Origin of the sequence: Nocardia sp. NPDC056100 (assembly GCF_042266325.1) — a bacterium.
GTDB lineage: Bacteria > Actinomycetota > Actinomycetes > Mycobacteriales > Mycobacteriaceae > Nocardia.
In genome coordinates this window covers 971,121-984,334 of sequence record NZ_JBHJVY010000002.1, presented here as the reverse complement: position 1 = coordinate 984,334, position 13,214 = coordinate 971,121, and the positions used below count along the sequence as shown (strand labels likewise).

14 protein-coding genes are annotated in these 13,214 nt (G+C 66.1%); 4 read left to right on the top strand and 10 right to left on the bottom strand.

Features of this window, described 5'->3' with window-relative positions:
• Positions 1-117: 117 nt before the first annotated feature.
• Complete coding sequence (locus ACFC0O_RS16515) at positions 118-372, top strand: hexameric tyrosine-coordinated heme protein (protein ID WP_375958558.1); 255 nt, start codon at positions 118-120, stop codon at positions 370-372.
• 11 nt (positions 373-383) lie between these two features.
• Here ACFC0O_RS16515 and ACFC0O_RS16510 read toward each other — a convergent pair whose 3' ends face one another.
• Complete coding sequence (locus ACFC0O_RS16510; protein WP_375958556.1) at positions 384-923, bottom strand: ester cyclase; 540 nt, start codon at positions 921-923, stop codon at positions 384-386.
• Between the two features lie 196 nt (positions 924-1,119).
• Between ACFC0O_RS16510 and ACFC0O_RS16505 the strand changes: the two genes are divergently transcribed.
• The gene (locus tag ACFC0O_RS16505; RefSeq protein WP_375958554.1) at positions 1,120-1,518 is read left to right on the top strand and encodes a PPOX class F420-dependent oxidoreductase; all 399 of its coding nucleotides are present in this window, start codon (positions 1,120-1,122) and stop codon (positions 1,516-1,518) included.
• Positions 1,519-1,614: 96 nt separating this feature from the next.
• On the opposite strand, the gene ACFC0O_RS16500 is transcribed toward ACFC0O_RS16505, so the two are convergent.
• The 5 genes from ACFC0O_RS16500 to soxR all read right to left on the bottom strand — a co-directional run bounded on the left by ACFC0O_RS16500 (position 1,615) and on the right by soxR (position 6,506).
• Complete coding sequence (locus ACFC0O_RS16500; protein WP_375958552.1) at positions 1,615-2,805, bottom strand: FAD-dependent monooxygenase; 1,191 nt, start codon at positions 2,803-2,805, stop codon at positions 1,615-1,617.
• 208 nt (positions 2,806-3,013) lie between these two features.
• Positions 3,014-4,102 (bottom strand): TIGR03857 family LLM class F420-dependent oxidoreductase, encoded by a 1,089-nt coding sequence (locus tag ACFC0O_RS16495; protein ID WP_375958550.1) that lies wholly within the window; start codon positions 4,100-4,102, stop codon positions 3,014-3,016.
• A gap of 37 nt (positions 4,103-4,139) precedes the next feature.
• Entirely contained in the window at positions 4,140-5,273 is a 1,134-nt protein-coding gene (locus tag ACFC0O_RS16490) for a phosphotransferase family protein (RefSeq protein ID WP_375958548.1), read from the bottom strand.
• Positions 5,274-5,361: 88 nt separating this feature from the next.
• Entirely contained in the window at positions 5,362-5,997 is a 636-nt protein-coding gene (locus ACFC0O_RS16485; protein WP_375958546.1) for a TetR/AcrR family transcriptional regulator, read from the bottom strand.
• On the bottom strand, positions 5,994-6,506 hold the full coding sequence (soxR, locus tag ACFC0O_RS16480; protein WP_375958544.1) for a redox-sensitive transcriptional activator SoxR: 513 nt from the start codon (positions 6,504-6,506) through the stop codon (positions 5,994-5,996). The genes ACFC0O_RS16485 and soxR overlap by 4 nt, the downstream gene beginning before the upstream one ends.
• A 53-nt stretch (positions 6,507-6,559) precedes the next feature.
• Here soxR and ACFC0O_RS16475 point away from each other — a divergent pair, with 53 nt between their 5' ends.
• A complete protein-coding gene (locus ACFC0O_RS16475) occupies positions 6,560-8,008 on the top strand; it encodes an MFS transporter (protein WP_375958542.1) in 1,449 nt (482 codons plus the stop codon).
• Here the strand turns inward: ACFC0O_RS16475 and ACFC0O_RS16470 are convergent.
• Both ACFC0O_RS16470 and ACFC0O_RS16465 read right to left on the bottom strand, forming a co-directional pair.
• Positions 8,005-8,220, bottom strand: coding sequence for a helix-turn-helix transcriptional regulator (locus ACFC0O_RS16470; RefSeq protein ID WP_375958540.1), 216 nt, complete (start codon positions 8,218-8,220; stop codon positions 8,005-8,007). The genes ACFC0O_RS16475 and ACFC0O_RS16470 overlap by 4 nt on opposite strands.
• Positions 8,221-8,231: 11 nt before the next feature.
• Positions 8,232-9,149, bottom strand: coding sequence for an oxidoreductase (locus ACFC0O_RS16465; RefSeq protein WP_375958538.1), 918 nt, complete (start codon positions 9,147-9,149; stop codon positions 8,232-8,234).
• A 66-nt stretch (positions 9,150-9,215) separates the two neighbouring features.
• Here ACFC0O_RS16465 and ACFC0O_RS16460 point away from each other — a divergent pair, with 66 nt between their 5' ends.
• On the top strand, positions 9,216-9,827 hold the full coding sequence (locus tag ACFC0O_RS16460) for a TetR/AcrR family transcriptional regulator (RefSeq protein WP_375958536.1): 612 nt from the start codon (positions 9,216-9,218) through the stop codon (positions 9,825-9,827).
• A gap of 11 nt (positions 9,828-9,838) precedes the next feature.
• On the opposite strand, the gene ACFC0O_RS16455 is transcribed toward ACFC0O_RS16460, so the two are convergent.
• Both ACFC0O_RS16455 and ACFC0O_RS16450 read right to left on the bottom strand, forming a co-directional pair.
• Complete coding sequence (locus ACFC0O_RS16455) at positions 9,839-11,887, bottom strand: acyltransferase family protein (RefSeq protein WP_375960742.1); 2,049 nt, start codon at positions 11,885-11,887, stop codon at positions 9,839-9,841.
• Positions 11,888-11,906: 19 nt separating this feature from the next.
• Entirely contained in the window at positions 11,907-13,196 is a 1,290-nt protein-coding gene (locus tag ACFC0O_RS16450; RefSeq protein ID WP_375958535.1) for an SLC13 family permease, read from the bottom strand.
• Positions 13,197-13,214 lie beyond the last annotated feature (18 nt).

Genomic DNA, 13,214 nt, shown 5'->3' with positions numbered 1-13,214 from the left:
TGCGCGCGGCACACCTCCGCGTAGCATTTGACCGGGCAGCTTCTCGGCCACCAGCCCGCTCCGTCCCAGCGCGACTCCCATTCCTCGCATTCAGCCCGCATGATCGAAGGAGTCCTCATGACAGCCCTGCCCGCATCCGAACTGGTCTTGGTTCCCGGCGGCACCCTCATCACCGCGACCCCCGAGGAGGGCCGAGCCCTCGCGCTGACCCTGGCACGCCACACCATCCACAACATCCAGCCCGATCTGGACAGGCTCAAAGAGGGCCGCCCGATCTACTCCGCCAACCCCGACAGCCTCATCGCCGCCGGACACGTGGTCGCGGTGGAGTTTCAGACCATCGCCGCCGCGAACAACTACTGGCGCGACTGAGACCCGATCGGCTAGCGAACCCCGTTCTCCCGCTGCGCCTTTCGCTTGGCCCGCGCCATCCGCAGCAGATAGGCCGGGGTCGGTGGCACCCAGCTCAGCTGGAGCGCCTGTCCGAGATCGTCGCGGTTGGCCCAGTGTTCGATCACCTTGCCATCCGCGATGCGCAGCCAATGTGACTGTGTGACAGCGAAACTCCGGCCGGTGGGCGGGAATACCTGATCGATCCGGCCATCCTCGCCATAGGCCACGAATGGTCCGACGTGCCGCCCGTGCATGATGGTGTGCACCGCCACCAGATCGCCCTCCACGACCGCATCCTCAATGGTGTGGCGCAGATCCGCGTAGGCGGCGCGCAACCAGAGTGCCGTGGCGAAATACGCGGCGGGCCCGCGTCCACGGGCAGCGGGCGGCTCGGCTTTGGCTTCCCGATTGGTCGCCTCCGGATGGATGATCGCGTCGAAATCGGCGCGCTCACCATCGGACATGATGTGCACCGAGCGAATCGCCAGGGCACGTGCGGCTTCGGCCGCGATCACGGATGTGCTGTTCATGGGACCTCGCAATCGATTGCGGAACGTGTCCCAGGATGTATCGGCCACAACGGGGTTCGCGTTCATTCGGCCGAATAGGGCAGGCGCACCTCGAAAATCTAGCAGCGCTAGACAAGCTGGCGCGCCGATGCTACCGTTGCTCCAGCTTCTAGCAACGCTAGAACTCATCGATTCGACGCACCGAGGAGCACCTGACATGACCTTCACCAGCAACGAGCAGCAGTTCCTCGCCGAGGCCGGAATCGGCCGTCTGGCAACGGTATCCCCGGACGGAGTCGTGCAGAACAACCCGACCGGCTACCGCGTGAACACCGACGGCACCATCGATATCGGCGGCATGCAAATGCGCGGCAGCCGCAAATACCGCAATGTCGAGGCAGGCAGCCGAGTTTCCTTCGTCGTAGACCAGCAGGTATCCCTGGACCCGTACGTAATCCGCGGCATCGAGGTACGCGGCACCGCCCAAGCACTCGACGACCAGGAGCCGCCGTCCCCGCACCAGGAGCGCGCGGTCATCCGCATCCTCCCCGAACGCGTCGTCTCCTGGGGCATCGACGGCGGATCCTTCGACTTCGTAGGCCGCGACGCCCGGTAGGTCGGTGAGGTGCCCCGTCCGTCACCGGCCAACCGGGTTCGAATGTCTACTGCCCATTCAATTTTCGAGACACCGGCTCACCGGAGCAGCAGAAGCTCAGACGGCCGAGGCGCGGGAGTCCGGGACGCCCTGGTAGTCGGGGAGGTCGACGCCGTTGATCGCGCGGTTGATCAGGTCCATATCCCATTCGGGTTCGGCACCCGGTTCGGCGGGCGGCGGGGGATTGAGGATGCTGGCCGCGTGCTGGCGGCCGATTTCCTGGTTGGCTTCGACGAAGGAGCGCATTGACTTTTCGTAGGCGGCGAATCCGGCTTCGGGGTTCCAGTCGGCGGCGGCAAGTTCTCCGGCCAGGAGGTACGCGCCGACCAAAGCGAGGCCGGTGCCCTGGCCGGACATCGGGGAGGAGCTGAACGCGGCGTCGCCGAGCAGGACCACTCGGCCGTTGGACCAGCGGTCCATCACCACCTGGGCTACCTGGTCGAGGTAGAAGTCGGGGGTGTCGTCAAGGTGGGCGAGGATTCCCGCGGCCTGCCAGCCCATTCCGGTCATCCGCTCGCGCAGCAGGCGCTTTTGGGCGTCGATATCGCGGTAGTCGACATCGAATTCGGTGATGGGGAAGGAGAACATGGCCATCGCGTGGGTGGGATCGGGAATGGGCCGCAGGCCCGCCGAGCGACCGGACTCCTGGTAGTCGATCAGGAAGCGGTCCAGTCCGAATTCATTGGGCACGGTGTAGAAGGCCAGCGCCATTCCGAGGTGACGGATGAACTTCTCGTGCGGGCCGAAAACCATCGACCGCAACGAGGAATGCAGGCCGTCCGCGCCGACCACGAAGTCGAATCGGCGCTTGTCGCCGCCGTCGAAGACCACGTCGACCCCGTCGGCGTCCTGGGTGAGTTCGGCGATGCGGTCACCGAAGATGTACTCGACGCCCTCTCGGGTGTCGTCGTAGATCACTCGGGACAGGTCACCGCGCAGAATCTCGATCTCGGAAATGTAGCCGTCGCCGCCGTCGTCATCGGCCCGAAAGGTCTCCAGCACTTGACCTTCCGCGTCCACGTTGTGGGCGCCGGCGGTCTCGGTGCGCGCCGCGCGCACCGCTTCGTCCAGACCCATCCGCCGGATGACCTCCTTGGTCACCCCGCGCGCGTCCACCGCCTGACCGCCGGGTCGCAACTCGGGAGCCCGCTCCACCACGGTCACCTCGGCCCCGCGCCGGTGCAGCCAATGGGCCAGCGCGGGACCCGCGATGCTCGCGCCCGCCACCAACACCTTGATACCGCTCACTGCGTCTCCTGCTCGCCGGTCCGGATCGCTGTCCGGAACACTCGCTCCTGATGCACCGCTGCCGGTGCATTCGGAGGTATCGACGGCGGAGCCATCCGAAATTCATCGGTGCCGCGAAGATTGTTTCATTCGGGGCCCGATATCGCCGGTGAACACTCGCGGGCGCTGAGCACGGGCATCGTGCTCAGCGCTGGACGCAGGTGGCTCCTTAGGCGAACTTGCCCGGGTTCGCCGCCACGGCGCGGCGCAGGGTGGGGCGGTTGGCGCGGTATTCGTCGACCACCGATTCGAGTTCGTGCGGGCTCGCGCCGTGCATGATCACCGAGTGACAGCCGAGATCGTATTCGCGCGAGATCTTGCGCACGCACTGCTCGGGAGTGCCATAGGCGGCCGAGTCCAGCCATTCGTCGGGGATGAGAGCGTCGAATTGCTCGAGCACCTCGACCGAGGCGGAGGCGTCGATGGGGCCCGCCGCCGCGGCGTCCTGGAACAGCTGCGTGGCGCGAATTCGCTCCCACACCTGCGGATCCCAGCCGTTGGCGCTGATCAGGATGTCGGCGTACGCCTGCAGGTAGGTCACCAGCCGGCCGGTGCGGCGACGCAGCTGATCCGCTTCGGAGAGGGCATCGCTCGCGGTCGCCAGGCAGGACCAGATCCGGACGCTGTCGGGGTCCTTGCCCGCGCGCTCGGCGCCACGCCGCACTGCCGCAACGGAATTCGCGGTCGCCTCGTCGGAGAAGAAGGTGTGCAGTACGACGAAGTCGCCGATCTCCCCGGCGAGTTCGAGGGTCTTGGGTCCCACGGCGACGAAGCCGATCGGAGGCGCTTCGTCGAGGCCGTTCTGGTGGTAGAGAACGGGCCATTTACCCGCGGGCCCATCGTGATTGATGATGGTTTCGCCGTCCCAGAGGCGGCGCAGAATGCCGACGAAATCGCGCAGTTGCGCCTCGGTGACCGGAGGCAGGCCGATCGCCTTCCAGTTCGCCGCCATGCCGCGGCCGAACGCCATGGCGTATCGGCCTTCGGTCATCGCCTGCATGGTGGAGCCGATGGTCGCGGTCACCATCGGGTGCCGGGTGTGGTGATTGGTTGCCGCAGCGGCGATTCCGAGGTCGGTGGTGCATCCGGCGAGGCCGCCGGACAGCACCGCGGAGTCCTTGACGGTCATGCGCTCGCCGATCATGCACGAGCCGAGTCCGAGGCGTTCGGCGTCGCGCGCCTCGGGCAGCAGCACGCGGGCGTCGGCGGGGTGGCGGGTAATGCAGTAGTAGGCGAGTTCGTTCAGTTGATCAGTCACGAGAGTGGTTCTTTCCCAGTAATTTTCGGCTTGGTTCTCAAGCGCCGAGTTCGGCGAGCAGCTCTTCGACGAGCGCCCGGTGATGCAGCAGTACTTCGATGTCCTCGGGGCGTTCCATCTCACCGAAATGGATCTGGCGTCCACCGGCGCGCATGAAGACCACGCTGTAGTTCAGGGCGGCGAACATCGTGTACCAGGTCAGGTCGCCCAGCTCCACGCCGGAGTGCGCGGCGTAGCTGGCGAGCACCTCGTCTTCGCGCATGAATTCCGGCATGCCGGGGAAGCCGAAGTTGTTCGCGATCGCGTGAAAGACGCGATGCCCGAACACGATCCACGCCACGTCGAGCTCGCGCGGGCCGATGGTCGCCATCTCCCAATCGAGCACCGCGACCGGGGCGAAGTCCCGGTACATGAGGTTGCCCAGGCGTGCGTCGCCCCAGGAGAGCACGGTCTCGTAGGTCGAGGGCTCGGGGAGATTGGCGCTGAGCCACTTCAGGATTCGCTCCACCAACGGCGACGGACCGATATCGCGGGCCGCGAACTCGTACCACGCCCGAGCCCGGTTGAGGTTGCGTTCGAGCACGGTGGCACCGGGCTGCTCCGGGTCCAGGAACGCGAAAGTCGTTGCCGCGTCCGGAATCGCGTGCAGCTGAGCGAGCGTCTCGACGGTGCTTTCCTGCACACGGCGCTGCTGCTCCGGGTCGGCCTCGAAGAGCCAGTTGCCGCCGAAGGTGTAGGGCATGACGTCGGGCGGCACCTGCCCGTCGACCCGGTCCATCAGCAGAAACGGAGTGCCGAGCACCTCGCCGGTGGGTTCGAGGAACCGCACCCGTGGGACACGGACGTCGCTGGTCTCGGCGACGATGCGCATGACATCGAATTGGTCAGGCAGGCTGTAGTTTTCGTACACCGGGAAGTCGCCGGGAGCCGGGACCACCCGGGCGATCAGTTCGGCGACCTGCGTGTCCCCGGCTTCGCGCCAGGTCAGCGTCAGGGTCAAAGTCTCCGCGGACATCCCGTTGCTGTCGATGCCGGACCCGAGCGTGAGCGTCGGATCGGCCCCATCGGGCAGCTGGGTCGCCAGCCATTCGGTGAGGCGCGGGATCAGGGCGGCGGGGTCGCGGCTGCTGCGCTGCAGCCGCATGCCCTGATCATCGGGAGACGGAGACATGGATCACTCCTGACTGAATTGCTAAGGGTGGAGGTAAGACTGGACCTCCCCTCCGCAATTGTCAACGAGGGTTCTCAAAGAATATGGGTTATTGCAGGTAGAGCGACATCGCATCGACGAGGCAGTGGCGCGCGTCGGTCAGTTCGGCGGGGGAGGCGAGCCTGCGCTCGTTATTGATCCCGCGTATGGCCATCGGAATCAGGGCTTGGACCCGATGCACCTTGTCCGCATCCAGGGGCAGGTCGGCCAGAAAGTATTCGAATGCCCGGAGCCAGGCGTTTTCGTACCCGGCCATCGCCGCGGTGGTCAGGGGGAAGACCTCGAGCCGCTCGTCCTGCGCGTTGGGCAGGCCCGCGCGCAATGCCTCGACCGCGCGCCCTTCGGGGGAATCCAGGATGGTCCAGATGGCATCGACCATCTCCCAGACCCGCTCGCGGATCGATCCGGTGACCTGCGGCCAGATCTCGGGGCTGTTCGCGCCGCTGCGATCGGTCAATTCGGTGAGCACCGCGGCCCACAGGCCGTCGATATCGCCGAACTGATGCTTCAGGGTGCCCCAGCTGACTCCGGCTTCACGAGCAATCCGATTGGCCGACAACGGTTCTCCGGACCCGTCACCGAGGCATACGATGGCGATGTCGAGCAGCCGCTGGCGTGTCTCGCGCCCCTTGCGATTGAGGCGAGTTCCCGCCGCGGACTGCATGGTCGAACTCGCTTCGCTCATCGCTGTTTCCGTTCCGCACGTCCCGCTGTCTCGGAGTCTCCGATTGCCGGTGTGACCATATCGGGGTGCAGCAGCCGCTGTGGCCCCGCGCCCTGTTCGGCGAGGCTGTCGGCAGGATTCAGCACGTAGCAGCGACGCAGGGATAGGCAGCCGCAGCCGATGCAGTCGGTGAGTTCGTGCTGGAGGCGTTCGAGTTCACGGCGACGGGCTTCGAGGTGATCGCTCCAGCGCCGCGAAATGCGATCCCAGTCGCGCTTGCTCGGCATGTGGTCCTCGGGCAGGGTCGCGAAAGCCTCGGCGACTTCGGCCAAGGGGATGCCCAGGCGTTTGGCGAACAGCACGAGGGACAGCCGCCGCAGCACGTGGCGGGGATACCGGCGCTGATTGCCCGAGGTGCGGATCGAAGTGATCAATCCCTGATCCTCGTAGAAGCGTATGGCCGAAGTGGCGACGCCCGCGCGTTCGGCGAGATCACCGATGGTCAGCAGATCGGTCGGAGTTCGTTTCACGCGGCACGCTCTCGCTTGACTTCAATATAACTTGAAGTTCTAGCGTAGCTGTCGTGACGCGAAATTCCTTGAATGCCAGCGTGCAGAGCACAAACCAGCCGGAGGATCGATCGCCGGAGCCGCCCGCGAACGGCGTCGGCAGTTGGTCGGAGCTGTTCTCCGGCCGCCATGCCGTGGTGGTGTCGATCCTGGCGGGCGGCGTCGCGCTGTACGCGATGAATCTGTATTTCACCGCCGCGCTGCTGCCGTCGATCGTGGACGATATCGGTGGCGACCGCTATTACGCCTGGGTCGCAACGGGATTCCTCATGGCGGCGGTCATCGCGTCGATGCTGGTGAGCCGAATCCTCGGATCGTGGGGCGGTGCGAGCGCGTATCTGACCGGGTTCCTGGTGTTCGCGGTCGGCGCCGTGATCAACGCGGCAAGCCCGACCATGGAATTGCTCCTGGTGGGCCGGGTGATTCAGGGGTTCGGTGGCGGGTTACTGGCGGGTCTCGGCTATGCCGTCATCAGAACCGCTCTGCCGCAACATCTCTGGGCTCGCGCCGCCGGTTTGATGTCGGCGATGTGGGGTGTCGGGACGCTCATCGGACCGGCCTCGGGCGGGCTGTTCGCCGAGTTCGGTGCGTGGCGCTGGGCGTATGTGTTGCTGATGGCCGTCGCGATCGTGCTGGCCGGACTGACTCGATGGGCGCTGCCGCGCGGTGGCGGTTCCACCGCCGATCAGGCTCCCGTCCCGGTACTGTCGCTGGCCCTGCTCACCTTGGCGGCCACCGCGTTCAGCCTCAGCTCCGCGGTGTCGACCGGTGCGCCCACCGCGATCGCACTCGGCGTGGGTGTGGCGCTGATCGCCGCGTTCTTCGTCGCCGAGCGACGGGGCGGGGCGAGCGTGCTGCCGAAACTCACGTACGCACAAGGCAATTCGCTCAAGTGGATCTACCTCACCGTCGCGGCCCTGTGCGCGGGCGTGATGACCGAGAACTTCATCCCCCTGTTCGGCCAAGAACTCGGCGGCCTCTCACCCCTGATCGCGGGCCTGCTGGGCGCCGCCCTCTCAGTCGGCTGGGTCGTCGCCCAGATCTTCAGCGTCAGTTTCGCCCCCTCCGCCGCCCGCCGCGCGATCCGTCTCGCACCGCTGCTGCTCACCGGCGGCCTGATCGCTTACGGGCTCCTGCAAACCGACGGCGCGTCCACGCCGCGCATGATCATCTGGGCCGTGGCGCTCTTCCTGGCGGGCGCGGGCATCGGCCTGGCCTTCCCTCACCTGAGCGTGGCCGCGATGAGCAGCACCGACGATCCGGCCGAAGGCGCGAAGGCCGCCGCCGCCCTCAACACCACCCAGCTGATCTCCTACACCGTCACCTCGGCCATCGCGGGCACCCTCATCCGCCTCGGCGACACCACTCCCGTCGACTCGGCCCGCCTGATGACCATCGGCATCACCGTCCTGACCGCCCTGGGCATCGTCACCGCGCTCATGGCCACGCGGGGCCGAAGCTAGAGGGACGAACTGTGTGCGAGCAACGCATCGCGCAAAGCGCCCCGCCGGGTGATGCCGAGCTTGTGGAAGACATGGTGCAGGTGGGTGGAAACCGTTCGGGCAGAGCGGAATAGCTGGTCACCGATCTGCTTGTTGGTCATACCCTGTGCCGCGAGCTCGGCGACCGCGCGCTCCTGTGGTGTCAGAGTCCGCGGTCCGCGAATCGGAGCCATGCCGGTCGTGATCATTGTTGTGGCAGAGCGGGATTCGAGGCAAGGTGCGCACTGGGAAAGGTGACCCCGGTCAACTCCTCGGAGACCTCCCACAGTCGTCGCGCGGTATCGGTGTCGAGCGCTCTCGCCGAGCGGTTGACGAGTTTCGGTGCGCCGCTGCGCTGTAGGAAGCCGCTGGGACCGACGTAGCTGTTGCCCGGGATATCGGCCACGGCCGCGTACAGCGTGGGCAGTGCGCCGTCCTCCTCACTCTGGGCGAGGCGTTCGGTGACCGCCTTCTGTACCAGGTAGCGCATGCGCCCCCGGCCGTCGAATCTGAGCAGATTGGTGGTCGCCATACCGGGGTGTGCGGCGATCGCGAGCACCGGTGAACCCGCGTCGGTGAGTCGGCGTTGCAGCTCCGCGGTGAACAGCAGGTTGGCGAGTTTGGATTGGGCGTAGGCGCGCATGGCCCGGTAGGGCTTGCATTCGGAGCCGAGGTCGTCGAAATCGATGGTGCCCATGCGATGGCCGTTCGACGAGACGGTGACGACCCGCTGCCGGATCCGCGGCAGCAGCAGGTTCGTGAGTGCGAAATGCCCGAGGTGGTTGGTGCCGAACTGCATCTCGAAGCCATCCGCGGTGCGGGAGAAGGGCGGGGTCATGACTCCCGCGTTATTGACCAGTATGTCGATGGGTTCGGAGAACTCGGTCGCGAACCTACGGATCGTGGACAGATCGGCGAGGTCGAGTTGCCTGACTTCGACGCGGCCGGCCATCTCGGCGGCAGCCGCGCGCCCCTTCTCGAGGTCGCGGACCGCGAGCACGACCCGCGCACCGGCGGCGGCCAGCACCCGGGCGGTGACGCGGCCTATCCCGCTGTTCGCTCCGGTGATCACGATGGTCTGACCGGTCATGGCGGGAACGCCCGAGGCGGTAAATGTTTCCATGAGAAACAATGTAGACACGGGAAATAATGTTGTCCACGGAAACATTGCTCGGCTATGGTGGACGCCGTGCCAGCAGCAGCCGATGAACGGCCCTACCACCACGGGAACCTGCGTTCCGCACTCCTCGACGCCGCCGAGCGCGGCCTGCGCGAGCGTGGGGTGGATCAGCTGACTCTGCGGGATCTGGTCCGGGAGGTCGGCGTCAGCCATACCGCGCCGCGCCGGCATTTCCCGGATCGTCAGGCTCTGCTCGACGCCCTGGCCGAACGTGGCTTCGCGCAACTGGATTCAGCGTTGCGCACCGCACTCTCGTTGGCCGGGGCGGAATTTCCCGCACGCGTACGAGCCACCGTGACCGCGTACACCCGCTTCGCCGCCGAGAACGCGGCGCTACTGGATCTGATGTACACGAGCACGCGACGGCCGGGCGCAGATGGAATCGCCAAGGCAGCCGAAGCGCCATTTGAGCTGATGAATCAGCTTATCGCGCAAGGGCAATCGCAGGGCGAGCTCGAACAAGGTCCACCCGAGGCGATCGGATTCGTGTTGTTCGCGACGATGCACGGCATCGCCTCACTCATCAACAGCGGCCTGGTCGGCCCGGAACTGCTCGACGGACTCGCGGAGTCCGCGGTCGAACAGTTCCTGCGCGGGAACCACCCACGCGAGCGAGCCTGAGCCTCCCGGTCTCACCACCAGCCGAGGATCGGGGCCAATTGACGGCCCAGGGCCGGGGCCAGGGTGCGGGAGTAGGTGGCGGTGAGGTGGTGTTCGTCGTGGTAGATCAGGACATTGCCTTCGACGACGGGGCAGATCTCGGGTTCGCAGACGGCGTCGGTGAGGTCGATGGGGTAGACGTTCGGGTAGGTCGCCGAGGCTTCGATGGCGGGATTGACGGGGTTGAGGGCGTCGGCGCGGCGCATACCGCAGCCGAGGCGGTCGCCGCCCTTGCTGAGGCAGTCGACGGCGCGGTAGCGAATGCCGTTGTGCCGCAGCCATGGTGTGTCACGGATGACGATCACGTCGAGGCCGCGGGCGGTGAGTTCGTTCCATACGTCGAGGTAGTCGGCGGGGGTTTCGTCACCGCCCTCGTCCACGGGACGGGTTCCGGTGGTGAATACCCAATTCGGTCGCTCCTCGCCGAGCAGGTTGATCACCTCGCGGGACCAGTTGACGCAGTCGGGATTGGACTCGCCCCGGTACATCGGATCGGCTTCCACGGTGAGGGGACACCCCATTTTGAGGTGGACCACGATGCGGAAGTGGTTTTCGGTCGCCAGCAGATCGAGGGCGGGCAGCCAGTGCTCGGCGTGTGAGCTGCCCACCACCGCGAGTGTGCGGTCGGATTCATGATCGCCGTAGACGCAGGTGACGACGGTGCTGGTATTCCAATCGGAGATGCAGCCCTGGAGGGTGGGCGGCGGCAGTTCGGACGGCGCTTCGAAGACGGTCGGGCGCATCGTCGCCGGTGGTGCGGCGATGCCCGCGCTCAATGCCTCGGCTCCCGGATAGAGCACCGGGTCCAGGGCTGCCGCGGGCGCGGTGGGCTGGGAATCGACGATCACGTGCCATACCGATGCGGCCGCGATCACCAGCACGCTCGCGAGCGCTACCCCCGCACGCGCGATCCAGCGGTAAGTGCGTGGGGCGGAACCGGATTCCCGCCGGAATGCCGCTCGCACCGGCTGTTCGATCCCGTGATGGGTCATCCAGGCCAGTATCAGCGACAGCCCGATGATCACTATCCCCTGACTGAAATTGACTGTGCGCTGCTCGAATTCGATGAGAAAGAAGATGAGCATGGGCCAGTGCCACAGATACAGCGGATAGGCGAGCGCGCCGAGCTCGACCATCGGCCGGGTGGCGAGCAGCCGGTTCGGCCAGGGCAGTGCGGCGGTGGGCAACCCGGTGCCGGAGATGATCAGCGCGGCCGCTGTGGCGACCGGAAACAGCGCGGCGGGACCGGGAAAAACGTTGGCGCCGTTGAACAGCCATCCGCAGGCCAGCACACCGGCTACGCCGAGTACGGCAAGTACGAGTCGGCTGATCCGCGAGGGAGTCAGCCTCGGGGCGATGACGGCGAGCGCCATGCCCGCGAGCAATTCCCATGCGCGGGCGAAACTGTCGTAGTAATTCCAGCCCTGCTGGGTGATCGGCCCGTGCGCGGCGTACCCGAACGACATCGTCCCGAGCACGACCGCCATGATCAGCGTCGCCGGGCGCAGCAGTGCGGGCTTACCGATGCGTCGGCATCCCCACGCCAGCGCTGCGATGAAAACTACTGCGGCGAGATAGAACTGGCCCTGCACCGCCATCGACCACAGATGCTGGAGCGGACTCACCGACGGATCGGCCGCGAGATAGTCCGACCACGACAGCGCGAGTTGCCAATTCTGGTAGTAGAACAGCGAAGCCAGCGATTGGTCCGCCACATCGTTCCACCGCGTGTAGGGACTGATAAGCACGGTGGCCACCGCGACCGCCACCAGCACGATGAGCATCGAGGGCAGCAGACGGCGCAGCGTACGCCGCAGAGTCGGCAGCACACCCACCGCACCGGTGGAATCGTTGCGCCGCAACAGCAGTCCGGTGAAGAAGAAGCCCGAGAGCACCAGGAATATGTCCACCCCGCCGGACACCCGGCGGAACCAGATGTGGAAGACCACCACGAGCGCGATGGCGAGGCCACGCAGACCATCGAGGTCATGCCGATACTGCTGGGGGGATGCGACGGAAATGATGACGAGTTCTTTCTACTCAAGCGAGAACGAAATAGCGCAGCCACAGATACGGGGCGGCGACCGCCACCGTGATAGCGGTGACGACGACGCCCTTGCGGGTGAATTCCCAGAACGAGATCGGATAATCGGCGCGGCGCGCGATACCGAGCATGACGACATTGGCGCTGGCGCCGACGGCGGTGAGATTGCCACCGAAATCGGCGCCGAGGGTCAGCGACCACCACAGCGGATGGCCGGGGGTGCTGTGATCCATCCTGGCGACCAGGTCCGCTACCAGCGGGCTCATCGTCGCGACGTAGGGGATGTTGTCGATCACCCCGGACAACACCGCCGACACCCCGAGGATGAGCATGGTCGCCACGAGCGCGTTCCCGCCGGTGGCGTCGGTCGCCGCCGCGGCGAGGCGTTCGATCACACCGGTTTTCACCAGTGCGCCGATCATGATGAACAGTCCGGCGAAGAACAGCAGGGTCTCCCACTCCACCGCGGCCATGTAATCACGTTGCGGGAGGCGGGAAGCCAGGATCAGGATGCCCGCGCCGAGCAATGCGACCACGGACGGCTCGATATGGAATATCGAATGGCCGATGAATCCGGTGAAGACCGCCGCCAGCACAAGCCCGCACTTGATCAGCAGTCCCGGGTCGCGGATGGCTTCGCGCTCATCGAGAGCCATGACATCGGCGACGCGTTCGGGATCGACCGCGAACGAGCCGCGGAACAATCGCGGCAGGATCAGTGTGAACACCGCGATCTCGATGATGACGATGGGTGTCATGTGGACCAGGAAGTCATTGAACGTCAAGCCGGCCCGGCTACCGATGATGATGTTGGGCGGGTCGCCGATCAGGGTCGCCGCGCCGCCGATATTGGAGGCCAGCACTTCGGCGATCAGGAACGGTACCGGGTTGATCGCGAGCCGATCGCATACCAGCAGGGTCACCGGCGCGATGAGCAGGATCGTGGTGACATTGTCCAGGAACGCGGATGCGACAGCGGTGATGAGCACCAGCAGGATCATGATCCGCAGCGCGGATCCCTTGGCGCGCTTGGCGGCCCAGATCGCGGTGTACTCGAAGACGCCGGTGTGGCGCAGCACCCCGACGATGATCATCATCCCGAGCAGCAGGAATATGACGTCCCAGTCGATACCGGTCTCGCGGGAGTAGAACGCGTCCTGCGAACCCATCACCCCGAGCGCGAGCACGATCGCCGCACCGCCCAGGGCCGCATGGGTTTTCGGGATGCGCTCGGTGGCGATGAACAGGTACGAGACGATGAAGACGCCGATCGCGAGCATCGTCATCGGGACCACCGCCCGATC